This window comes from Aetokthonos hydrillicola CCALA 1050, assembly GCF_017591665.1.
Taxonomy (GTDB): domain Bacteria; phylum Cyanobacteriota; class Cyanobacteriia; order Cyanobacteriales; family Nostocaceae; genus Aetokthonos; species Aetokthonos hydrillicola.
Genome location: NZ_JAAKGC010000086.1, coordinates 1 through 21,954 on the forward strand (window position 1 = coordinate 1; position 21,954 = coordinate 21,954).

General features: G+C 40.0%; 20 protein-coding genes. 13 read left to right on the forward strand and 7 right to left on the reverse strand.

Annotated elements, in window-relative coordinates; translation table 11 throughout:
* Positions 1 to 351: 351 nt before the first annotated feature.
* Positions 352 to 1,209, reverse strand: a complete 858-nt coding sequence (locus G4P69_RS28740; protein ID WP_208342018.1) for a DNA/RNA non-specific endonuclease — start codon at positions 1,207 to 1,209, stop codon at positions 352 to 354.
* A gap of 308 nt (positions 1,210 to 1,517) precedes the next feature.
* Here G4P69_RS28740 and G4P69_RS28745 point away from each other — a divergent pair, with 308 nt between their 5' ends.
* Entirely contained in the window at positions 1,518 to 2,144 is a 627-nt protein-coding gene (locus G4P69_RS28745) for a hypothetical protein (protein ID WP_208342017.1), read from the forward strand.
* Here G4P69_RS28745 and G4P69_RS28750 read toward each other — a convergent pair.
* The gene (locus G4P69_RS28750; protein WP_208342015.1) at positions 2,141 to 5,188 is read right to left on the reverse strand and encodes a plasmid replication protein, CyRepA1 family; all 3,048 of its coding nucleotides are present in this window, start codon (positions 5,186 to 5,188) and stop codon (positions 2,141 to 2,143) included. The two genes, G4P69_RS28745 and G4P69_RS28750, sit on opposite strands and share 4 nt — an antisense overlap.
* A 334-nt stretch (positions 5,189 to 5,522) precedes the next feature.
* On the opposite strand from G4P69_RS28750, the gene G4P69_RS28755 reads away from it, so the two are divergent.
* From G4P69_RS28755 to G4P69_RS28770, 4 genes are all read left to right on the forward strand, one after another.
* Positions 5,523 to 6,122, forward strand: a complete 600-nt coding sequence (locus G4P69_RS28755; RefSeq protein WP_208342014.1) for a Crp/Fnr family transcriptional regulator — start codon at positions 5,523 to 5,525, stop codon at positions 6,120 to 6,122.
* Between the two features lie 295 nt (positions 6,123 to 6,417).
* On the forward strand, positions 6,418 to 6,795 hold the full coding sequence (locus G4P69_RS28760) for a hypothetical protein (protein ID WP_208342013.1): 378 nt from the start codon (positions 6,418 to 6,420) through the stop codon (positions 6,793 to 6,795).
* A gap of 95 nt (positions 6,796 to 6,890) precedes the next feature.
* On the forward strand, positions 6,891 to 7,619 hold the full coding sequence (locus G4P69_RS28765; protein WP_208342012.1) for a DUF4079 domain-containing protein: 729 nt from the start codon (positions 6,891 to 6,893) through the stop codon (positions 7,617 to 7,619).
* A 62-nt stretch (positions 7,620 to 7,681) separates the two neighbouring features.
* The gene (locus G4P69_RS28770) at positions 7,682 to 8,704 is read left to right on the forward strand and encodes a DMT family transporter (RefSeq protein ID WP_310834280.1); all 1,023 of its coding nucleotides are present in this window, start codon (positions 7,682 to 7,684) and stop codon (positions 8,702 to 8,704) included.
* A 25-nt stretch (positions 8,705 to 8,729) separates the two neighbouring features.
* Here the strand turns inward: G4P69_RS28770 and G4P69_RS28775 are convergent, their stop codons facing one another.
* Positions 8,730 to 9,416: a tetratricopeptide repeat protein gene (locus G4P69_RS28775; protein WP_208342010.1), complete on the reverse strand. Its 687-nt coding sequence runs from the start codon at positions 9,414 to 9,416 to the stop codon at positions 8,730 to 8,732.
* Positions 9,417 to 10,389: 973 nt separating this feature from the next.
* On the opposite strand from G4P69_RS28775, the gene G4P69_RS28780 reads away from it, so the two are divergent.
* On the forward strand, positions 10,390 to 11,007 hold the full coding sequence (locus G4P69_RS28780) for a hypothetical protein (protein WP_208342009.1): 618 nt from the start codon (positions 10,390 to 10,392) through the stop codon (positions 11,005 to 11,007).
* Between the two features lie 110 nt (positions 11,008 to 11,117).
* Here the strand turns inward: G4P69_RS28780 and G4P69_RS28785 are convergent, their stop codons facing one another.
* Complete coding sequence (locus G4P69_RS28785) at positions 11,118 to 11,378, reverse strand: hypothetical protein (RefSeq protein ID WP_208342008.1); 261 nt, start codon at positions 11,376 to 11,378, stop codon at positions 11,118 to 11,120.
* 98 nt (positions 11,379 to 11,476) lie between these two features.
* Positions 11,477 to 12,169 (reverse strand): iron-sulfur cluster biosynthesis transcriptional regulator SufR, encoded by a 693-nt coding sequence (gene sufR, locus G4P69_RS28790; RefSeq protein WP_208342006.1) that lies wholly within the window; start codon positions 12,167 to 12,169, stop codon positions 11,477 to 11,479.
* Positions 12,170 to 12,398: 229 nt separating this feature from the next.
* Here sufR and sufB point away from each other — a divergent pair, with 229 nt between their 5' ends.
* From sufB to G4P69_RS28825, 7 genes are all read left to right on the forward strand, one after another.
* Entirely contained in the window at positions 12,399 to 13,841 is a 1,443-nt protein-coding gene (sufB, locus tag G4P69_RS28795) for a Fe-S cluster assembly protein SufB (RefSeq protein ID WP_208342032.1), read from the forward strand.
* A gap of 71 nt (positions 13,842 to 13,912) precedes the next feature.
* Positions 13,913 to 14,695: a Fe-S cluster assembly ATPase SufC gene (sufC, locus tag G4P69_RS28800; RefSeq protein WP_208342004.1), complete on the forward strand. Its 783-nt coding sequence runs from the start codon at positions 13,913 to 13,915 to the stop codon at positions 14,693 to 14,695.
* Complete coding sequence (gene sufD / locus G4P69_RS28805; RefSeq protein ID WP_208342002.1) at positions 14,695 to 16,071, forward strand: Fe-S cluster assembly protein SufD; 1,377 nt, start codon at positions 14,695 to 14,697, stop codon at positions 16,069 to 16,071. Before sufC ends, sufD begins: the two co-directional genes overlap by 1 nt.
* Before the next feature lie 149 nt (positions 16,072 to 16,220).
* Positions 16,221 to 17,483, forward strand: a complete 1,263-nt coding sequence (locus G4P69_RS28810; RefSeq protein ID WP_208342000.1) for a SufS family cysteine desulfurase — start codon at positions 16,221 to 16,223, stop codon at positions 17,481 to 17,483.
* Positions 17,484 to 17,763: 280 nt separating this feature from the next.
* On the forward strand, positions 17,764 to 18,738 hold the full coding sequence (locus tag G4P69_RS28815; RefSeq protein WP_208341997.1) for a DMT family transporter: 975 nt from the start codon (positions 17,764 to 17,766) through the stop codon (positions 18,736 to 18,738).
* Between the two features lie 141 nt (positions 18,739 to 18,879).
* Positions 18,880 to 19,632, forward strand: coding sequence for a class I SAM-dependent methyltransferase (locus G4P69_RS28820; protein ID WP_208341995.1), 753 nt, complete (start codon positions 18,880 to 18,882; stop codon positions 19,630 to 19,632).
* Positions 19,633 to 19,804: 172 nt separating this feature from the next.
* On the forward strand, positions 19,805 to 20,068 hold the full coding sequence (locus G4P69_RS28825) for a hypothetical protein (protein WP_208341993.1): 264 nt from the start codon (positions 19,805 to 19,807) through the stop codon (positions 20,066 to 20,068).
* A 223-nt stretch (positions 20,069 to 20,291) separates the two neighbouring features.
* Here G4P69_RS28825 and G4P69_RS28830 read toward each other — a convergent pair whose 3' ends face one another.
* Positions 20,292 to 20,933 carry an HAD-IA family hydrolase gene (locus G4P69_RS28830; RefSeq protein WP_208341992.1) on the reverse strand — a complete coding sequence of 214 codons (642 nt, stop codon included), beginning with the start codon at positions 20,931 to 20,933 and terminating at the stop codon, positions 20,292 to 20,294.
* Positions 20,930 to 21,904: a tRNA epoxyqueuosine(34) reductase QueG gene (queG, locus tag G4P69_RS28835; RefSeq protein ID WP_208341991.1), complete on the reverse strand. Its 975-nt coding sequence runs from the start codon at positions 21,902 to 21,904 to the stop codon at positions 20,930 to 20,932. The genes G4P69_RS28830 and queG overlap by 4 nt, the downstream gene beginning before the upstream one ends.
* Between the last annotated feature and the right edge of the window lie 50 nt (positions 21,905 to 21,954).

Genomic DNA, 21,954 nt, shown 5'->3' on the forward strand with positions numbered 1-21,954 from the left:
AAGTAAAATAATCAGCGCCCGGCTGGGTGAGGGGCCCCCCGGGTTGTCGACAAGGGGCATAGGGCATGGGGCATGGGGTTTGAAGCTTTTCTGACTAATAGAGCAAAATGGAACTTAAATGTGGAAAAGCTTACTCTTAATATATCTGCAATTCCCGTATTGAAGTTTTGGTCAACTATGGTCGGAGATGGTTTTATTATTGCTCGCTGTGTCTTCCGACAATTCAGTTACCAGTGATCAGTGATCAGTTATCAGTTATCGGCTGTTCACTGGTAACTGATCACTGATCACTGATAATGTTGGCGTGTATTCTGACTCCTGACTCCTGACTCCTGACTTCTGACTCCTCTTTCATTGCGTGTCTATTTTTTCTTCAATCACATCTTGTATGGCTGGAGCTAAGTTAGAAAGAAAGTTATAGTCTGTAAGATCTTCTAGCTCGTCTACGGTCAGCTTATAAGCTGTCCAGTCAGGATTGATACCTTGCTTGTTGGGTATATTGACTGCAATAACTCGAGTATCAGTAGTAACACCAGTAAGCCCCATTCCAGGGCGATCTAAGATGACAATAACTTTCCAAGTTGTTTGAGGTATTGTTACTTTACCTTTGAGGGGTTGGCTTTGGCTATCGAATGGTCCAGCAATTATGTAGAGTTCTTTTCCTTGCTTTACTACCAGTTCTCTACAATAGCTTTCTAAGCCCTCCCAAGTCCGCCGATTATTGTCTGGTGTTTGAGGCATAATATTCGTCATCAAGAAAGTCGCAGAGTTATCGTCTACACTTCGAGTGCGATCGGCTGAAGGAACCACATGACCTTTATCGTAACCTGATCCAATATAAGCACTAGGAGTCACCCGCTCCCATTTAGTAGGAAGAGTATCATCAGGACGGAAGTTATTTTGACGGTCTACATTTCCCAACCATGATTTATTCAACTGCCAGCTTGCCCAATTAAGGGTTCCTTTACTTTTGTTGTATGACAAGGCATATTGAGGCTTCACCATCAAGTAATTATCAGCATCAGTAACACTGTCTGTAGCATCGCTAGGATTTCCTAAAATGAGATGAACACTCGCAACTTGCGGTGGAGCTTGTTTCGTTGGCAGTAGCTGGGTTAATTTTCCTGAACAACCAACTAATATCAAGGCGACAACAACGAGCGTGGCAGCTAAAGGCCAAAAATAACGGAAAAAGTCAACTTTCCTCATCCGACATGACCTAGTATGGGCGCATTATATCATACCATCCGCAACTTCCCACATGTAAACCTTTGACAATTTCCTCCTAAAGATTTAGCATCTTTGAAGATTTTTTTGCGTTTTGGTAGTACAATTGTTCTATTATTTAGTACAATTGTTCTATTAAGACAGTGAACAGTAAACAGTTATTCAGTGAGCAAGGCTTATGGTGCAGTGATAACTGATAACTGTTTACTGATAACTGAATAAATGCTGAGCACCATTTCGCTAAGACCATATTAGTTTTAAAATCAGACCCTTAGATTTAAACAGTCCTTATGATGACACAAGTGCAGAGTGCGATAGCAGCCCAGATCAAACAACCAATCCACACCAAGAGGGTTGATGACAAAAATTTTTCCTTCCAAACTTTAGCTGATGCAACCGAAACAATCCTATATCATGCCTTCTGGTTAGCTCACCAAAAACGGAAGTGTTCAAGAGCAGAGTATAATAAGTTACTTCGTGAACAGGGATGGAAGGGTGAGGAAAAAAAATACATCAAAGTAGCCACAGCTTTTGAAAAGTTCTCACCTAGCGATTTAGCTCAGATTGAGCCTAGAACTATATATCAGCTTGCAGAAAACAGCAGTAAATACCAGTTAGTCATAGATAGGCTACTTGACTTAACTGCAATCACTCAAGACGCTGTGCGTCACCTGATGACACAAGAACGTAAACCAAAAGTTTCAAAACTCTCAAAACCCAGTATTTGGCGACGGACAAAAAATGGTGGTAGATACTGCCAAATTCCACCTATCCATGAAGAGGATCAGCAGACAGGAACAACCCTGCAAAAGATGATTGATGAAGAGGGATTTAGCGCTCAGCAGATCGTGGCAGAAGCTATAGCACTGAGGCAGGCTTACAAAGAAGGACGATTAACGCTGGTAAAAGAAAGCTAAGCAGAAAAGTCGAGGCTGAGTTGAATATATTTATCAGAATCTACCGCACTAGTTATACTCTCTATCTTTCTAGAACTCAAAACTCGTCCCAGTTCAGACATTTCTAACTCATGAGTACTAGAAGCTAACCAATAGTTGAACACCTCAAAACGACCATCGTTAGGGCTAACCAGCTGATATACTCTTGTTCGGCTGGAACCTTTGCCCTGGTAACCAATACATTTAAGACTGTAACCAATTTTGTCTAATAAACGTTTAATGATGGTAATAGGAGTGGAATTTTGAGCTAGTCCAATACCTAGTGCAGTTTTGATTGCAGCACGGTTAGATAGAGCTAGTTTAGCCACCGCTTTTAAGTCGTCATCTACGTTTTTTAATTCTCGTTGTGGGAATTCTAATAAAACTTTTATCCCTAAGAGTTCCATTGTTCCGACAGCAACTCCCATTTGTGAGCGGTTGAAGTCTGGTAAAAATATACTGCCGTCTCCTAACTCAATTTGTTTACGTGCGATCGCTGCATCTCGTTCTGCCAAATTTCCCCGACCTATAGTGAGAAAATAATGGAGTAAAAGCTTAGGATACCAACCTTGATCATCTTTGGCTACAAGCTCAGATGTAACCGGAACACCATAGCGTAGCTTTAACTCATGCTTACGAAGAGAACGTCGCTCACAAACGTTTTTGACTAATCGTTTTTGTAATGCTGAATAGTCGCCATCACTCATGTCTGGTGCGAATGCGATCGCCTGACATTCAGCTTGATAATTTTGGTGTCTCACCTCAGCAATTGCAGCAGAGAGAAAATTTATCTCAACTTGAGTATCACTAGACGCACAAACACGGAGATCCGGAGGATTTTCGCAATCCCATCTTTGTGAAGAGGAGACATTAATAATTTGATGACCTTCATGACGCAGTGATGCTAGTATTGACTCCCGATACTGAAGCATTGAAGCATTGTGTCGAACAGCTATTTTTGCCCAAGCAAGCAGCGATTCAGCTTGAAAACCAACCTCAATATCATCGAGTGCATCAAAGTCAGATTGTTGTAATAATCTGATATTAAGTTGCGTAAGACTATGACCAGAAGTCAACAACGAAGGAATTGAAGTTGAGCCATTACCAACTCGATTAAAACCAGAGGTTGCTATCCAGACAAAACGTGGCAAATTCTCTCGGATACGTCCTAAAGCTTGACGTACTGAGTTCTCACTTTGAATTCCTTGAGCAATACCCCAAACTGAAGTGAAGTGTCCTGAAAGCTCAATACTCACTCCCGTTTCAATTGCCGGACTTGCTAGCACGATATCATAGTTACTCAAAACTTGATTCAGATTGGTAATACATCCGTACGCAGGATGTGTAGGTTCAGTAAGAGATTCTGAATCAATGCGGAGTATTTTTGCTTTAGGAAATTGCTTTTGTAGATAAGCTTCCAAAGTACAAGTACTCCACTGACTCTTGAGTTTTTGAGCAGAAAGACACACAAAAGGCTTTCCACCTTCAGCGATGTGTTTTTCTAAGTCTTGCAGCAGTCTTTCGGGAGTGTTTTCTGTGTAGTTGTGTACTTGCCAAGATTCTGAAGCATTCGGTTTCCAAGTATTATGAATAATAAACGGTTTGATAGGAAGTCCTGATAGGGAAACGAGGTAGTCTAGCGAGACATCGCTCAAATCAGCATCCGCCACGAAAACTTGACCATTCCCTCCCAAAACATTCTGCATGAGAGTCTTTAAAGACTTCAGAATCGCAACTCGATTGTTACTACAGGTACTGGAATCCAATCCATGCCAAAGAACTTGTTCGACTTCATCAATAATCACGACTCCATCCGACCATTTGGCAGCCTCAAAACGAACACCAGAAGAAGGATGAAGTGAATCAATACAAAGTCCGTAACCTAAAAGACTACCTTTTTCATCGTCCTTAACTTGTGTGACATAGTTGATTCCAAAACGCTGACACAAAGCTTCTACTAATCGCACCCGATGACCAATGACTAATATCCATTGCTGGCGAGCTAAAGCTTGTTCAACAATGCTTTCTAACAACTGGGTTTTACCAGTACCTTTCGGAGATTTGATGCCAATCAGTTTAACATCCTCTGGAATTGAAACCTCTCCTAAATAGCGACGATTCACTTGTAAATCTGGAAGATAAGTGAGTCGCATCAAAGATTGAGCTTTCCAAGTATCAAGAGGTACCGCCGCTTGATACGCTGTATCAAATGCAGCTTCCCCGTGAGTAGCGATAAGATCATCTACGCCTTTACCAAGCTCAGAATTCCAAGTAATGACTTTGACAGAACATCCTTGTTGTGTAAACAAATATCCTAATTGTCGGATAGCAGCGCTTACAGCCTTAATGGTAGATGGTTTGGAGTCTTGGTCAAAGGTTATATAGACAGATCTTTGAGCAGATCCTAATTTTGATAACTGAGGAATCAGACGAGATTTGCCAATGCGGGTTCCCTTCTCATCTCTTGGAACACGGTAACCGCCATACACTCCAGGAATGGCGATCGCGGCATAGCCTGCTGTAAGTAACGCTCCTGCTTTTTTAGCTCCTTCTGTAATACATAAAGGGATTTCTGGATGAGAAATCAGCCATTGCCAAAAACCTTGATCAGCTTGGTCGTGATCAATCTCCTCCGGGTGTAAGGTAACTTTATTGCGATCAGCTATCCGTTGCCAAAGATGAAGCGGCACTCGGAGCGCAAATAGTCCAGTTGGCGCTAAGGGTGGATGTTCGTACTTAATAATTTTACCGGTGTCACTATTGCGACGCGGTTGACTGGGTTTAAAACAACCCCATAAGTCATCATTTCCTGTCAGTAAATCTATACCAGAACACCACCAACCTCCTTGTTCTGTGTGTTCATAACGCTTCAGGATGTTGTAGCTTACTCTACCATCATTTCGGCGGGGCAAGGCATCCGCGTATAGTAAATAATTTAGTGGGCACGAGCCATCTAGGGGTACAACGTTTAAACTAGTCAATTGGTCATCGACACAGCTATTGCCCCATTCTTGAAGATAATTCATTGTAATATTTGATACGGTGCAAGGTTACGAGGCTTCAGCTAAAGCAAATTCAATAATAGTCGGGAACGTCAAAATTTTCTAGTTAGTTTTTTGAATAAATTTTATACATTCCTCAATTAGAAACGTAGAGTCTTCTAAATTGCCTTTTATTAAGATTGTTCTAGTAAAAGAGTACTATAATAAATAACGTTCGTGTAATTAATTATGCTTCAATACTTAGAAATAGGATAATCTCTACTTAGCTGTATTATGGGTTAAGAGCACAAGAGCCAAGGACTAACAATTTTCGTATAATAATCATTATTTTTATGTTGATTGGCTAATATACTCGTTTATGCGTAGTTTTAAATTAGAAGAATTACCAGCTTACTTACATAACGCGATCGCCTACCGAAATTTAGCAGAGGGAGAAATTCTCTTTCGTCAAAATGAACCAGTACATGCGATTTTTGCAGTTGACTTCGGATGCATTAAGCTTCTTCACTTCAGTGATGCAGGTAAAATAATTAATCATTATTCTGTCAAACCAGGGCAGTATTTTGCAGAAGTTGCACTGTTTAACGAAATCTACGTTTGTACTGCAGTTGCAGAAATTAAAACAAAGGTTATTTCTTTTCCCAAGCAACTATTTTTGAAAGCATTAGAGGAAGATATTAACTTATCAAAAAGCTTTACAGAACAGCTAGCACGACGATTACACTACACAAAATTGCTTTTAGAACTGCGAGGGATTCGTTCTGCACGCGATCGCGTATTACATTACTTGCGTGTTATAACTCCTCCTAATGAAAAAATTGTGGATTTAGAGCATCCGCTCAAAGACATCGCCACTGATATCGGTATTGCTCCAGAAGTATTATCACGTACTTTAACCAAGTTACAGAATGATGGTGTGATAACTCGTATCAAAAGAAAAATTATTTTTCAATCCTAGAACTCTTTATAAGAAATAACGTCATTTGTCAATGTTTTAGTTACATTTGTTCATTTTTATAGATATTTCGTATCTTTTTTATTAAGAAATATTTTGATGCATAAAGTTTATCCGAGAAATTGATTCTAATCATGTACTGCCTATAGGCAAAAGGTTTAGGCTCCTGCTGAAAAATACGGTAATTGTTCAGCAGGAAAATCATAGATACAATCTCCAAGTCAATTGATTGTTTTAGATTTGAATGAAGATACTTATCGGTAATTTGAGCAATCTTGATAAGAGAGGATTTAACACCATGAAATCTAAATTTTTACTAACAACTATTCTGCTAGGTAGTCTTTTCACTCTTTGGGATGTACCCGTCCGGGTTACTATAAATAATAGCAATAAAGCATTTGCTCAAGAGATGAAAGATGCCACGGGTATGACTCCGAAGCAACATATTGAAATGATTGCTTCTAGCAAAGGAAAAGTTGGTACTGGTGATGCTATGCGTCGATTTTTCTTCGGTGATCTAGAACCAATAGGAATTCAACCAGGAGGAGCAGGAACGGTTGTGAATCTTTACAACAAAACAAATAATGTTACGTTTTCGTACTGTTCAACGTTTGATGTCGTAGTAGCAGTGAAACAAGGTAAAATTGCTAAGTTTCCTCCAGCAGAAGTAAAGTAATAGGGAGTTAATAAATACATGGGGTAATATTGCCATTATCCCATAGTCTCTTTACAGGAATCTAATTTTGTTTACAGTTTTTGAGGAAGTTTGTTATGGAAGCGAAAGATTTTTTTGCTTTATTACATCCAGCGATCGCAGTTTTTTTTGTTTTTCCTCTAATCGGCATAGTAGTGAATTTTGCATGGCAAACTCGTCAACGCCGTCTAGAAAGTGTATCTGGGGGTAAAAGCAAAATTCCTCCAGTTGTTGGACAAGAACATGTTAAAATTGGGCGTTTCTTAAGCGGATCAATAGTAGGTTTAACACTGCTAGGACTTGGATATGCTATTTTTTCCAAAATCTTAGAAAAACAAGTTTTTGTCAAAGAGCCTTTGCGTGTTATTTTTGTAATTGCTATAAATTTTGCTACTATCGCTTCATTGGTAATGCTCTATAGAGCTAAAACCAAAATATGGCGAGGAGTATTTGCGACTTTAAGCGGGATGGGGTTAGTTTTACTAGGTTGTCAACCAGAAGTTTTCCGTCGTGGTAATGAGTGGTACGTATCCCATTATTATTATGGTATTACCGCTGCAATGCTAATGATTTTTTCACTAGCAATTATTCAAGAAATTTATAAAGATAGAACTAATAGGTGGCGACTTGTTCACACCATTCTAAATGTTTTTGCTGTGTTACTGTTTATTGGACAAGGAATGACAGGGACTCGAGATTTATTAGAAATCCCGTTAAGTTGGCAAGAAAAATATGTTTATAAACTTTACGAACTGCAATGTAATGTGAAGCATTGTACAATTCAGGTCAGTCCCGAGACAAAATAGTCTATCGTAACTAGCGATCGCTCAGCTAAATGAGGTTATTCCGTCTTCTACTTACTCGCAATTTGCCAGGTCAAATTTATTTATTTTTTGCCGTTCTTATCTTTGGTGCTTCAAGTCCTGTCACTCGTAAGATAACAGAAATCGGTGCAGCAAAATATGTAAATGGTCACAACCCAGTTTCGCTTTGTAATATTTTATTTGTAGGGAATATCTGCGCTCTATTGGTGTTGCTAATCCTTTATGGACGAGAATGGAGCCCAAGTAGATTAAAGCTAATAACTCGAAATCAATGGTTGTATCTTTCGATTACTTCAATAATTGGTAGCGCACTTGTACCTGCTTTAATTTTTCAAGCACTGGCAACAACAAACGTTAATAATATAGTTTTAATTGGTCGGGTAGAACCAGCTTTAACTATAGCTTTTTCAATTTGGTTGTTGCGAGAACAAATCAATATTTGGGGACTCATTGGTGCATCTGTGTCCTTTTTGGGAGTATTTCTTACAATCGCATTGCCAAGTCATGCTCAAGACATGATGGTTATGAAAAATATGTTTACTTTTGGAACTGGAGAAATTTGTACTATAATTGCCTCTTTTGCCGGATCTATTTCCACAATCATTGCAAAGGGAAAACTATTAAGAATCCCTTTAGGTATCTATACTATCTACCGAACGTCTCTGGGAACAGTCATATTTTTTTCGACTGCCTTAATACTCTACGGTCAACACCATTTTATGGAGGCATTTTCACCTTTTCTTTGGAAATGGATGTTGATTTACGGTCCTGTAATTGTAGTACTTGGTCAGTCTTCTTGGACTGTGGGATCACGCTTAACTAGTGTAGCGCAAGCGTCTTTAATTGGTTCTTTTACTCCAATTATAGCGGTTATTACAGCATATTTAATTTTAGGAGAAGCACCGACTTTTGCGCAATATGTTGGCGGAACGATCGTTGTTTTTGGGATTATGATTAGCCAATTTGGAGTTTACCGCCAACAATTACTGCAGCGTAAAAATCTACAGGATAATTCTATAGCTCAATTAAGAGAAGTTGAAAGTAAAATCGGATTTAAGGGAATGTGATGAGTCTAAATATTTTCATCTTTTTTTACATCACCCCTAAATTGCGCAGCACAGCTTCTACCCTAGCGACGCTATCTGACTTACCTTGCTGTCTATACAAGTCGCGGGCTTTTTTAAACACAGTGATTGCATCTCTGGATTTACCACGCTTCATTAACAGTGTGCCCTTTAACTCATAGGCTTGGGGATTTCTTGCATCAATCTTCATGGCTTGTTCTGATGCCCAGAGTACATTATTATAGTCTCCTAAGCGCAGCAGAACTGTACCCAGTCCTAAATAGGCATTGACATTACCTCTGTTAAGCTGTATCGCACGGCGATAAGCTTCTTTAGCTCTCTTGTTGTCTCCCAAAGTACCACTAACGTAACCTAAAGCGTATTGATAATCTCCATTATTAGGATTAAGACTTACAGCACGGCGATAAGCTGCTAACGCAGACGGGAAATTTCCTTGTTGAGCATATAAGTACCCAATACCAGAGTAGATAGTCGGGTTTTTTGGTTCTAGAGTTGCTGCCTGTTGATAAATGGCGATCGCGCCGTTGTAATCACCTGTATCTACTAGCCTACGCCCTTCTTGTAGTAGTTCTTTGACCTCTACAGTGCTTTTTGGTGGTGCTAATAATACTTGTGCTTGAGTTACTGAGGGTCTTGTTGTAGCAATAGTTCCCGTTATAAGAATACTTACTACTAATGATGTTTTTTTGTACACAGTAAATTACCTGAAAGTTTTTACCACTGCTTCCACAATTTCCGTGATTGTTTGTCCATTAAAACAAAAATCCTGTATTTTGAAAACGCTAGTTTGTTTAGTTTTACAAAATATTTATAATCCATGACACTGTTACAGGGTTTTCACTATAAAACACAAGTTTATTTTCTTACAGTGACAATGTAGATGATCTACAAATTATTACTTAATCGTAATTTTTAGATTAGCTATTTTGTAAAAATCAAGGTTACAAGTGTGAATATATACTATTGATTTTCAAACAGGTTTCTCAGTGTATACACGGGAGTAATGTCCTTTAAGATTTTTTTGCCATGTTAAATATACCTTTATCTATAAACCTTTGGTTTAGAAGTTTGCTCCTTCTCTAAGAAGCTCTAACACTAGACAAGGTTCCCAGAGACATTGCTATTCTCCGTATATCGTCAAAACTTTGACTAACAGCACTCTAGAAATTTGCGTGCCGCTGATGGCGATCGCAGTTCTAGGGGTCCATATTCGCTGGATCCTTTGATTTTTAGAAGTTGAATAATATGCCATAGAAACACTATCTATAAAGTAGTCAGGAGTCAGAATCATTCTTGGTTTAAAACCTCGTCCCTTGTAGATGAGACAGAACTTGAAACTTTTTCGTTAAAACACCATCCTTTTATGCGTGGTGTATTCTGACTCCTGACTCCAGAATTGCTGAATTCTTTTATGTATGTGCTGAGGATAAGAATGTAAATTATTTTAATAAAGTTTTCTATAAAAAAATAGAATGTTCTGCAAATAACGTCTTTGGGATAAATTATTTATTAAGTTTTATGAAATCTAAAATTATTATTACTTCGGATAGAGTTATTAACTCCTTCTGATGATGGAGTCTTTCGATCAAAATCAGCCATTTAATTTTAGACATAAGCACGAGAATAGCTCAACGAATTACTAGAAAAATTAAAAGGATTATGTATCTATGTCTTACACCAACAGAGTAGGCGATGAGGTTATTGAACCTGCTGTAGTCAATCGCGTTGCTGAGTATCACGACCGTGTTCGCTGGGGACCAATTATTGGTGGATTATTAATTGCTTTAACAACTCAATTAATTCTCAGTGCTTTGTTTAGCGCAATTGGAGCAGGTGTTATTGAAGGCTCAGGTAGACCAAGATCAATATCAGCTGACGTGACTCGTAATATAGGTATTTGGTCAACAATTGCCTTATTAATTTCTTTGTTTACCGGTGGTTGGGTTACCGCTCGTGCTTGTGGTCCCATGAACCGTAATACAGCTCTTCTTAATGGTGCAATTCTCTGGGCGACAACTTTAGCACTGAGTTCCTGGCTATTGGCAAGCGGAGTTTCAGGTGCTTTTGGTATTGCCGCTTCCAATGCAGGAGCAGTAATACAGCAGGGTGCTAACTTACCTCAAACCGCACCATCAGTATCAGCACAACAAGCTCGTGATATAGCGGCAAATGTACGTACAGGATTGTGGTGGTTTGTCTTTGGTTCCTTATTAGGTTTACTCGCTTCAATGATTGGAGCTGTCGCAGGTACTCGTAGTCCGCGTGTTAACACTTACAATACGTAAAAAATTGCACAACAGAATATTGCTCCCATCTTCAGCACCTTTTTTTAGGTGCTTTTTTACTATTGGTTGGCGCAATGCCTTATTCTTATAGGGTGCAATGCCTTGCGCCCCTACCATTTTAAATACGCAGCATCTATTCCCTGCTCGCGGCGGATTTTACCGTCCTTTTCAAACCAAGCAATGATTTGTTCTGGTGTCAAATTTTCAACATCAACACCGTATTCTTGCGCAATATGTTTCAAAAGCTGAAGTGAAGAAATTGTCAACCTAGTTAAGAATTTTTCAGAAGAAGAAAGCAAAGCGCCATCTACCTTTGCGGACTCTTCTAGCGTTAAAAATTGGGTTGACGGTTGCTGTGATGGTGAATTCATATGTATCGTAATTTACTAATCGCTAATTTGTGATTGGTAAAACAGATTACCGATTAACTATTATTAATGAAATAAAATTTAATATGAACAATATACATCTAGCTGTTAGGCTTTTGTTTGCGTGCTTGTACTAAATAGCCACAACGGTGTTCCCCATTGATAATCCAGTGGGTGCGCTCAACAGTACAGTCGGGTAGCACCGCTGCAAACATTTCTAATTCATGACCACATACACTAGGGAAAGACTCAGCCACATTGGAAATCGCACAATTATGCTCAATTAAAATAAAGCGATCGCATGACGATGACTCACTGGTATCCACCAAGTGGTACTCGGCCATGTAACCTTCAGATTTTCTCAGTTCTACTAAGGTTGCTACTCTCTCAGATAGTGGTGCATTCCCTAAATGCTCTCGATATTCCTGGGCTTTACGTACCCACTGTTTCCTTAAGATTGAACTAACTTGGTCTGGCCCCACTGTTTCTGCTAGTGTATCCAGCAGAGAAACAGCAAACTGACCGTAGCTATCTCCAAATTGATCGCTGACTGTACGACTTAGGCGATCGCGCCCATGGTCACTCAGTTCATAAACATGTTGCGGACGCCCCATTCCCGTCTGTGTCGACAGAAACAAAATTAAACTTTCCGCCTCCAAATCCTTGAGATGGCGGCGAATCGCTTGAGGACTAATATCTAACGCTGCGGCTAGCTGGTGCGCCGTCGCTTGCGAGTGTTTCAAAAGATATTCTAGGATATCTTGCTTGGTTGAGGACTGGTGGGTAGTCGCCATCTGCGTCCCAAAAATTTATTAGAAAATTTGACTTAAACAACACTATTGTTGTTAATCTAGCGTAAAATGAATTTATATTAAACAACAAGTATGTTGTTTTAGTTTCTATCCTTATTCTAACAGCCGTGTAGCAACTCGGCTACAGAAGATGGGAATCATGGGTAAATTATCCGTCTCCCATCCTTAAAGAGATTTCCAACTGTGAACACAAGAGAACACTAAACTAATGATGAGTGCCACTGTCAAGACCTTAGTCAATCAGCCTTATAAATACGGCTTTGTCACTGACATTGAAGCTGACACTATTCCACGTGGACTAAACGAGAACATCATCCGCTTAATCTCAGCGAAAAAGGATGAGCCGGAGTTTATGCTGGAATTTCGCCTCAGAGCTTATCGTCAGTGGTTGAAAATGACAGAGCCAAGTTGGGCTAACGTCAATTATCCGCCAATTAATTACCAAGATATCATTTATTACTCTGCGCCGAAGAAGCAGAACAAGAAAAAGCTGAACAGCTTAGACGAAGTTGATCCAGCAGTTCTAGAAACATTTGAAAAGCTTGGTATACCACTATCGGAACAAAAACGCCTATCTAACGTCGCTGTTGATGCGATTTTTGACAGCGTTTCCATCGCCACAACCTTTAAAGAAAAGCTGGCGAAAGAAGGTGTGATTTTCTGCTCTATTTCCGAAGCCTTACACGAACACCCCGAATTAGTAAAGAAGTATTTGGGTAGTGTTGTTCCAGCAGCGGATAACTATTTTGCTGCGCTAAACGCCGCCGTATTCAGTGACGGTTCCTTTGTCTATATACCCAAAGGCGTAAAATGCCCAATGGAATTGTCTACTTACTTCCGAATTAACAACGGCGACACAGGACAATTCGAGCGAACACTGATCGTCGCGGAAGAAGGCAGCTATGTTTCTTATTTAGAAGGCTGTACTGCGCCGATGTATGATACCAATCAGTTGCACGCTGCTGTTGTTGAACTCGTCGCACTTGATAACGCCGAGATCAAATATTCTACAGTGCAAAACTGGTACGCTGGCGATGCCAACGGCAAAGGCGGTATTTACAACTTCGTTACCAAGCGAGGATTGTGTCAAGGTGTAAACTCCAAGATTTCTTGGACACAAGTTGAAACTGGTTCTGCAATCACTTGGAAATATCCCAGCTGTGTACTGGTAGGTGATAACTCTGTTGGTGAATTTTACTCAGTCGCGCTGACTAATAATATGCAGCAAGCCGATACTGGGACGAAAATGATCCACATCGGGAAGAACACCCGTAGTACAATCATCTCTAAAGGAATTTCTGCTGGTCAATCTAGCAACAGCTATCGCGGTTTGGTGAAAGTTAACCCCAAAGCGGAAGGAGCAAGAAACTATTCCCAGTGTGACTCAATGCTAATTGGGGATAATGCTCACGCTAACACTTTCCCTTATATCCAAGCTCAGAATAGTAGTGCCAAAATCGAGCATGAAGCTTCTACCTCAAAAATCGGAGAAGATCAACTATTCTTCTTCGCACAACGAGGTATTTCAGCAGAAGACGCCGTTTCAATGATGATTAGCGGTTTCTGTAAAGACGTTTTCAATCAGTTACCTATGGAGTTTGCTGTAGAAGCTGATAAGCTGTTAAGTCTCAAGTTAGAAGGTAGTGTTGGTTAATGCTTATAGTGAGAACTTTAGCGCTTTGTTATAGCGCTAAAGTACTGCTATGACCTAAAAGAGAGAGAGAAATGACTGAGAACAACGTAGTATTATCTGTAAAGGATTTAACGGCTGAAGTTGACGGAACCCCAATCCTCAAGGGTGTGAATCTTGAGGTTAAGTTGGGTGAAATCCATGCGATTATGGGACCAAATGGTTCAGGAAAAAGTACCTTCTCGAAAGTTTTGGCTGGACACCCAGCATACAAGGTGACTGGCGGAGAAGTGATTTTCCAAGGGCAAAATTTATTGGAAATGGAACCCGAGGAGCGCGCGAGATCTGGCGTGTTTTTGGCGTTTCAATATCCGTTAGAAATTCCTGGTGTTAGCAATTTAGACTTTTTGCGCGTCGCTTACAATTCCCGTCGTAAGGCGCAGGGTTTAGAAGAATTGGATGCTTTTGATTTCGACGATTTGGTAGAACAAAAGCTGGAAGTGGTAAAAATGAATCCCGCTTTCCTGAGCCGCAGTTTAAACGAAGGCTTTTCCGGTGGTGAGAAAAAGCGGAACGAAATTCTGCAAATGGCACTTTTAGAACCGAAACTGGCAATTTTAGATGAAACAGATTCGGGTTTGGATATTGATGCGCTGAAAATTGTGGCAAATGGCGTAAATCAATTAACTAGCCCTGAAAATGCCACAATCATGATCACTCACTACCAAAGATTACTGAATTACATCGTGCCACATTATGTTCACGTGATGGCACGAGGTAGAATTATCGTTTCTGGTGGTAAGGAACTGGCGCTAGAGTTAGAATCGCGTGGTTACGACTGGATTCTTGAGGAAACTGCGACTGAGGTGGGTGTGTAATGTCTACTCCAGCGTCTCCTAGTCGAATTCCTAATGTGACTTCTAATGTATTAGATAGAGATATTTATTTAACTCGGTTGTTAAATCATATTTTAGAGAAGGCACGTGCAGCTTCTCCAGATGGGATTGACTCACAAACATCTAGTTGGTTGAAAGAATTACGAGAACGCGCTGCACTTTTCGTACGTCAGTCAACTATCCCGACAACCCGTGATGAGGAATGGCGTTTCACTGATTTGTCTTCTCTACGACAAGTCGAGTTTAATTTAGAGACACAAAATCTCACATCTTTACAATCAGACGCCCTCCCAAATCTACCAGAAGCCGCTCATAGTCGCTTGGTTTTCGTTAATGGTGTTTATGCACCGGAATTATCATCAGTCGTAGGGTTACCTGATGGTATAGTTGTTAGTAATTTGGCAAGTTTACCAGAAGACATTTTAAACTCCCGTGTGCGTGGCTATTTAGGTTCTGCTTCAGGATCTGAGGAGGTGTTAACATCTCTCAATACCACAGGAATGAGAGACGCTGCTGTGGTAGTGGTAGCTAAGAATGTGGTGGTTGAAACTCCTATTCATCTGCTGTTTATTTCTGCTAGTAGTGAGACACCAACGATTTCGTTTCCCCGTTGTTTGGTAATAGCGGAACGTGGTTCGCAGGTGAGTTTTGTTGAGGAGTATACGAACCTCGACAATGCAAACGAAGCGGTTTACTTCACCAACGCGGTGACTGAGATTTGGTTAGAGGAAAATGCTCAGGTAACTCACGTTAGGTTACAGCAAGATAGCGAATCAGCGTTTCATATTGGTAAGACTGTAACTTCTCAAGCACGTTATAGTCGATATAGTTGTCATGCGATCGCTTTAGGTGCTCAGCTAGCACGCCATAATTTAGAGATTTTTCAAACTGGAGAGCAAACTGAAACGACTCTCAACGGTTTGACGATTGTTAAGGGAACTCAATTGGCTGATACTCACAGCCTAATTTCTCTTAATCATCCCTATGGAAAAAGCCAGCAACTACAAAAGTGTATTGTTGGCGATCGCGCTCACTCAGTTTTCAACGGCAAAATTTTGGTTCCCAAACCCGCACAGTTGACTGACGCAACGCAATTAAACCGCAATTTGCTGTTATCATCTAAGGCTAGAGTTGATACCAAACCCCAACTTGAAATTACAGCCGATAACGTCAAATGTGCCCACGGTGCTACTGTTAGTCAGCTCGAAGATGATGAAATCTTCTATCTTCAAAGCCGAGGTATTGATGAAAATGACGCTCGCAGCTTATTAATCGACGCCTTTGCTAACGAAATTATCAATCAAATACCAGTTCCTTCTCTAACAGAGAAACTTACAAAGTTTGTGAATAGGGCATAGGGCATAGCGCATGGGGTAGCGAGCAGAGTAGCAGAGGAGCAGAGGAGCAGAGGAACGAGTAAATACTAAGTCCTTAATACCCCATGCCCCATGCCCATTGCCCCATGCCCATTGCCCCATGCCCATTGCCCCATGCCCAATAATGCCTTATGACATTTACTCAAGAAAAAACCCTAGCAGACAAAGTACGTGCTGACTTCCCAATACTCCATCAACAAGTCAACGACAAACCATTAGTTTATTTTGACAACGCTGCTACATCCCAAAAACCTTTGCTCGTACTCAACACCTTGAGAGACTACTACGAGCAATACAATTCTAATGTTCATCGCGGTGTACATACCCTCAGCGCTAAAGCAACAGACGCTTATGAAGCTTCGCGAGATAAAGTTGCTAGTTTTATAAATGCTGCATCGCGTCAGGAAATTGTCTTTACCCGTAATGCAAGTGAAGCGATTAACTTGGTTGCTTATACCTGGGGTATGAGTAACTTAAAGCCAGGTGATGAAATTATTCTGTCGGTGATGGAACACCATAGTAATTTGGTTCCTTGGCATTTCGTTGCGCAAAAGACTGGCGCGGTGCTGAAGTTTGTTGAACTGACATCAGAAGAAACTTTTGATTTGCAGCAATTTCAAGAGCTGATTTCTGACAACACTAAACTTGTTTCTGTTGTTCATGTCTCTAACACCTTGGGTTGTATTAACCCAGTCAGGGAAATTTGTGCGATCGCTCACGAACACGGCGCAAAAGTTTTAATAGATGCTTGTCAAAGTATTCCACACATGCCTATTAATGTACAGCAAATAGACTGTGATTGGCTGGTAGCATCTGGACATAAAATGTATGCTCCTACAGGGATAGGCTTTTTGTATGGTAAGTTGGAACTATTGCGAGCAATGCCTCCTTTTTTAGGTGGTGGAGAAATGATCGCAGAGGTGTTTTTAGACCATTCTACCTATGCTGATCTACCGCACAAATTTGAGGCGGGTACACCAGCAATCGGGGAAGCGATCGCTCTTGGTGCAGCAGTAGACTACTTGACTGAGATTGGGATGGATAAAATCTATTCCTACGAAGCAGAGTTAACTGCTTATCTATTCGATCAATTAGGGAAGATCCCAGAAATTCGCATTTATGGTCCTAAGCCTAAAGTAGCAGGTTTAGGCAGAGCTGCACTAGCTGCTTTTACCGCCGCGAATGTTCACGCTAATGACTTATCTACATTACTAGATCAAGAAGGCGTTGCAATCCGTTCTGGACACCATTGTACACAGCCATTACACCGTTATTTGAATGTTCCAGCAACTGCAAGAGCTAGTTTATCGTTCTACAATACTCGCGAGGAGATTGACGTTTTTATCAAAGCACTAAAAGACACGCTCGACTTCTTCGGTGGTTTGTTAGCTTAGGAACACAGAGCGAAGCTTTGCTGAGGTTTTTATGATCGGCTAAGCGCTGCTGAACAAAGAACGGTGCTTCACAACGCTAGCTGCGAAACTTTTGAAAGAAAAAAATAGTTCTTTTGTACTACTTTGTGTCGGATACGCAATGCCTGCCCGACGCAAAGTAGGCAATAACATATTCCCGATATTTTGAGTCTTTATTTTTACGTCGAACACAGGTAGACTAGATGTGAAATTTGTTATTTTCATGTCTTCTAGTGTACGCAGTTCATGATGGCTACTTACAATGATTGACCAGATTGAAATCACGAAAGAGCAATCTCATAGCAAGGCAATCATTGCTGCTTTCCTTGCTATATTGATTTTTGGGATTATGACCATCTTAATTCGATGGAGTGCAAATGAAATCACCCCTACTGCTACAATGTTCAATCGTTGTTGGATAGCAGCTGTCATCTTTGGAGTGTGGCAAGAGTTTTCGCTTTTGCGTCAGCGTACGTTGGGAAAACAACCTATCATTAAGCAGTCATTCAACAACAAACAAATCCTGTTACTAACACTAACAGCAGCATTTTCGTTCGGTACTCAGATTCTTTGGGCTTGGTCTTTAACCCAGACCAGTATTGCAAATTCAGCATTGATACATAGCTTGACACCATTGTTTACCGTCTTAGTAGGATACTTACTCTTCAATCAGCGGTTTAATTATAAATTCCTCATTGGTCTTGCGATCGCAATTGTAGCAACAATTGCCCTTGGCTTAAATGACATGCAAGTTGCCTCTATTAAACTTCAAGGTGACTTACTTGCTTTGTTGTCAGCGCTATTTTGGGGTGCTTATCTTCTAGCAGTTGAAAAACTTCGGACACAAGTATCAGTTACAACAATCTTGACATGGGTTTGTCGGATGTGTACTGTTTTCTATTTGTTAATTCTATCCACTACCCACGATGAATGGTTTCCCCAATCTTGGCACGGGTGGCTGAGTGTTATTGCATTAGCTTTAACTCTTATTGTCGTTACTGGGTTGCTTGCATATAGCCTCAAATACTTGCCGTCTAGCCTTGTAGCAATGATTAATCTTTTAGATCCTCTTGTGAGTGCCTTTTTAGCTTGGATTATATTTGCAGAGGCATTGAGCTGGTTAAACTTGCTGGCTTTTGCCATCATTATGCTAGGTCTTTACCTTGCTATAACCAGTGAACAAGAAAGCAACGACCAAATCAGTGAATTTAAAGAGTCAAATATCAGCAACATTTAACTACCCTAATCTAGGAAAGTTTGTCAAGCTTGAAATATAAGAGTGCGATTGACTCAGGATATAATGTTAAATTAATCTTGCACAGGTAATTGTTCACGACAAACACAACAACGTGTCCAGTGTAAGAGTGGGAAAAGCAATATGTCAGTTCCAGCGAAATCTAATAGTACAGAAGAACAACTATTTGCTCCGAAAGAGTTCTTCAACGAGCAATGGCAGATTTATGATAAAGTTCTCAAGAACAATTACATGAGACACCGGGATATTTATCACATACTGCACGAATTATTAGTTAGCTATTTTCAAAAACCATTTAAAATGCTTGAGCTTGGGTGTGGTGATGCAGGTTTTAGCACCCAAGCCTTATTAAATACCAATATTGCCTCATATATGGGTATTGACTTATCCACACCAGCACTGTCAATCGCCAAGCAAAACATGGCAATTATTGAGTGTGAGAAAACTTTTACCGAGGGAGATTTCTTTGAACTAGTTCCTGTTTTAGAACAAAATCAGAATCATAAGTTTGACTTGGTTCTCATCTCTTTTGCCCTCCACCACCTTCAGCGAGAGCAAAAAGACTTTTTGATTAATCAAATAAAAAACATTCTAAATCCTAGTGGTCTTTTTATCCTGATCGACCTTGTTCCTAAACAACAAGAAGATAGAGATAGCTATATTAAACGTTATTTAAGTGGCGTAAAGAAAGACTGGACTTTACTTACAGAAAGAGAATACTCAATAGTTTCTGCCCATATTTCTTCAAGTGATTTTCCAGAAAGCCAGCAAACTCTACAATTAATTTCTGATAAATGTGGTTTTGCTCGTCTTGAATCTCTGTATTGCGATCCACAAGATACGACACAGCTGTTATGCTTCTACAGTGGTCAGTAAGACACTGCCCAAATAATACCAAATTTGTCAAACTAATATTGATTTCCCAGAGGAAGAAATTTTTATCTACCTTTCAATAGAGGAGCAGAATCTATCTACAGATATCAATGCTGTAGGGTTTTACCTTGATAAGATTACGGCATTGATACAAAAAACTCCGGAGGGGAAATTTATGCCAGAGGAAATCAAGCCAAATCCTCAAGAAGCTCCAACTCAAGACGCACAATTAGCTGCTGAAAATATAGCTAGTGGTGAAGAGAAAGCGCCAACTGTGAACATGGAGGCAGACTATAAAGCTGCACAGAAATTTAGTACTGCTTCAGGGGATAACGTATCTCAGCAGCAAGAATCACCTGATTCTGAAAATCAGCAAGCTGGTAATCCCGAAAATTACACAGCTATGGCAAAGGATGTTGCTCAATCAAAGGATAAGTAATACGAATTCTCTAAAACAAACAACATATACAATGCGTAGGGGCGTTCGCCGTTAGGCGTTCTCGCAGAGTATGGCATTCGCCCTTATATGATTGATGTGTAGAGACATTTAGCCGAATTCGTATAAGTGCAAACTTCCTATACCCCTATCTCGTCCACAAGGAACGAAGTTTTAACCAGTGATTATCATTCTGACTCCTGGCTCCTGACTCCTGTATTCTTCTTTAAAAACTTTGACTATTGACTATTGCGATTAGATCGCTTGGTTGCTGAATTAGAAAGTCCGGTTGTTGCTTAGCTAATACTTCTGGTGAATTGAAGCCCCAAGTTACTGCAATTACTTTAATGTTAGCTTTTTTTGAAGCTTCTATATCTCTTGTTTCATCACCTACATAAATAACTTGTTCAGGTTTGATCTGGTGTTGCTTTAATACATTATTGATAATTGTGGTTTTTCCAAAAATGGTTACTCCGGAATAAACAAAATTAAATATATCCTCTAAATCGTTAACCTTGAGAAATTCTGTGACATTTTCTCGAGAATTAGAAGTTATAATACCTATTGTATTTCCTTGATTTTTAAGCTCTCTTAAAGCTTCTTGAATTCCTGGTATTGGTTTTAATTCTGGAATTTTATTTTTTAATTCAGCCTTAACCTTTTTAACAAGAAAAGGTATCTTAAAAAGAGAGATGCCGGAGGACTTAATAATTTCCCTAGAACTCAAATTTTTGAGAGTTACAAGCTCATTGGGGGCAATTGGTATATAACCAAATTCTTCCGCTAATCGGTTGGCAATACTAACAAGAGCATCTACTGTATCAGCAATTGTGCCATCAAAATCAAATATAATTGCTTTGTGATTCATTCTTTAGCCTGAAACGAGTCAAGATTGGCGCGAGCATTTCTCCGTAACATTTCTGGTTTGATTCGGCGCAAAGCAGATGCCGGAAATCGTCTATCCCACTCCTCATGCGATATTTCAGATAATTCTACCAGCTTGGGAGCAATATTCCTAGGGTAGGGTTGAAAATCTGCAACATCAGTTTCTTTGGCAAAACGGTGATTCCATGGACAAACATCTTGGCAAATATCACAGCCAGCAACCCAGCCTTGCATTTTTGATGTAATCGTTTCCGGCAATTTGTCATCCCGATTTTCAATTGTATGGTAGGCAATACAGCGAGTGGCGTCTACTACAAACGGAGACACGATCGCATTTGTCGGACAAGCCTCAATACAACGGGTACAAGAGCCGCAATGTTCTGTATGAGGGCGATCGCTTTCTAAGTCAAGATTCGTTAACACTTCTCCTAAAAATACCCAAGATCCATACTCACGAGTGATGACATTACTATTCTTAGCAATCCAACCAATTCCTGATTTTTGCGCCCATAGTTTATCCTGCACTGGACCAGTATCAGCATAGTAACGCGCTTTAATTTCTGGATCAAGTTCTTGTAACCAAGCTGTTAACGCCTTCAGTTTTTTATGCATTACCTTATGATAATCTCGTCCCTGAGCATAACGAGATATTTTGGCGTATTTTTCCTTTTCTTCTACAATAGCTGAATCTTTTAAGGATTCCGTAGGCTTGTAATAATTAAGTGCAACACAAATGAGCGATCGCACTTCCGGCATTACCAAGCGAATATCTTGACGCTTAGGATTTGCCATCCACTCCATATCAGCCTGATAACCAAGCTTTAACCATTCTTGTAATCTTTGAGTAGCCGTTGCATCTTCTCCTTCTACAGCAGCAATACCAACTTTATGAAATCCTAACTGTAGCGCCTTACGCTTTACCTCACTGCTACTGACTGTGGTTATCTTGCTCATCTGGTTTAAATTTTAGAAGGTAAAATGCGAACTTTTTCTATTATAGTTTT

Coding starts and splice junctions, on each gene's coding strand:
- G4P69_RS28740 (WP_208342018.1), bottom strand. CDS start 1,209: ATGAGGAAAGTTGACTTTTTCCGTTATTTTTGGCCTTTAGCTGCCACG.
- G4P69_RS28745 (WP_208342017.1), top strand. CDS start 1,518: ATGATGACACAAGTGCAGAGTGCGATAGCAGCCCAGATCAAACAACCA.
- G4P69_RS28750 (WP_208342015.1), bottom strand. CDS start 5,188: ATGAATTATCTTCAAGAATGGGGCAATAGCTGTGTCGATGACCAATTG.
- G4P69_RS28755 (WP_208342014.1), top strand. CDS start 5,523: ATGCGTAGTTTTAAATTAGAAGAATTACCAGCTTACTTACATAACGCG.
- G4P69_RS28760 (WP_208342013.1), top strand. CDS start 6,418: ATGAAATCTAAATTTTTACTAACAACTATTCTGCTAGGTAGTCTTTTC.
- G4P69_RS28765 (WP_208342012.1), top strand. CDS start 6,891: ATGGAAGCGAAAGATTTTTTTGCTTTATTACATCCAGCGATCGCAGTT.
- G4P69_RS28780 (WP_208342009.1), top strand. CDS start 10,390: ATGTCTTACACCAACAGAGTAGGCGATGAGGTTATTGAACCTGCTGTA.
- G4P69_RS28785 (WP_208342008.1), bottom strand. CDS start 11,378: ATGAATTCACCATCACAGCAACCGTCAACCCAATTTTTAACGCTAGAA.
- sufR (WP_208342006.1), bottom strand. CDS start 12,169: ATGGCGACTACCCACCAGTCCTCAACCAAGCAAGATATCCTAGAATAT.
- sufB (WP_208342032.1), top strand. CDS start 12,399: ATGAGTGCCACTGTCAAGACCTTAGTCAATCAGCCTTATAAATACGGC.
- sufC (WP_208342004.1), top strand. CDS start 13,913: ATGACTGAGAACAACGTAGTATTATCTGTAAAGGATTTAACGGCTGAA.
- sufD (WP_208342002.1), top strand. CDS start 14,695: ATGTCTACTCCAGCGTCTCCTAGTCGAATTCCTAATGTGACTTCTAAT.
- G4P69_RS28810 (WP_208342000.1), top strand. CDS start 16,221: ATGACATTTACTCAAGAAAAAACCCTAGCAGACAAAGTACGTGCTGAC.
- G4P69_RS28815 (WP_208341997.1), top strand. CDS start 17,764: ATGATTGACCAGATTGAAATCACGAAAGAGCAATCTCATAGCAAGGCA.
- G4P69_RS28820 (WP_208341995.1), top strand. CDS start 18,880: ATGTCAGTTCCAGCGAAATCTAATAGTACAGAAGAACAACTATTTGCT.
- G4P69_RS28825 (WP_208341993.1), top strand. CDS start 19,805: ATGCCAGAGGAAATCAAGCCAAATCCTCAAGAAGCTCCAACTCAAGAC.
- G4P69_RS28830 (WP_208341992.1), bottom strand. CDS start 20,933: ATGAATCACAAAGCAATTATATTTGATTTTGATGGCACAATTGCTGAT.
- queG (WP_208341991.1), bottom strand. CDS start 21,904: ATGAGCAAGATAACCACAGTCAGTAGCAGTGAGGTAAAGCGTAAGGCG.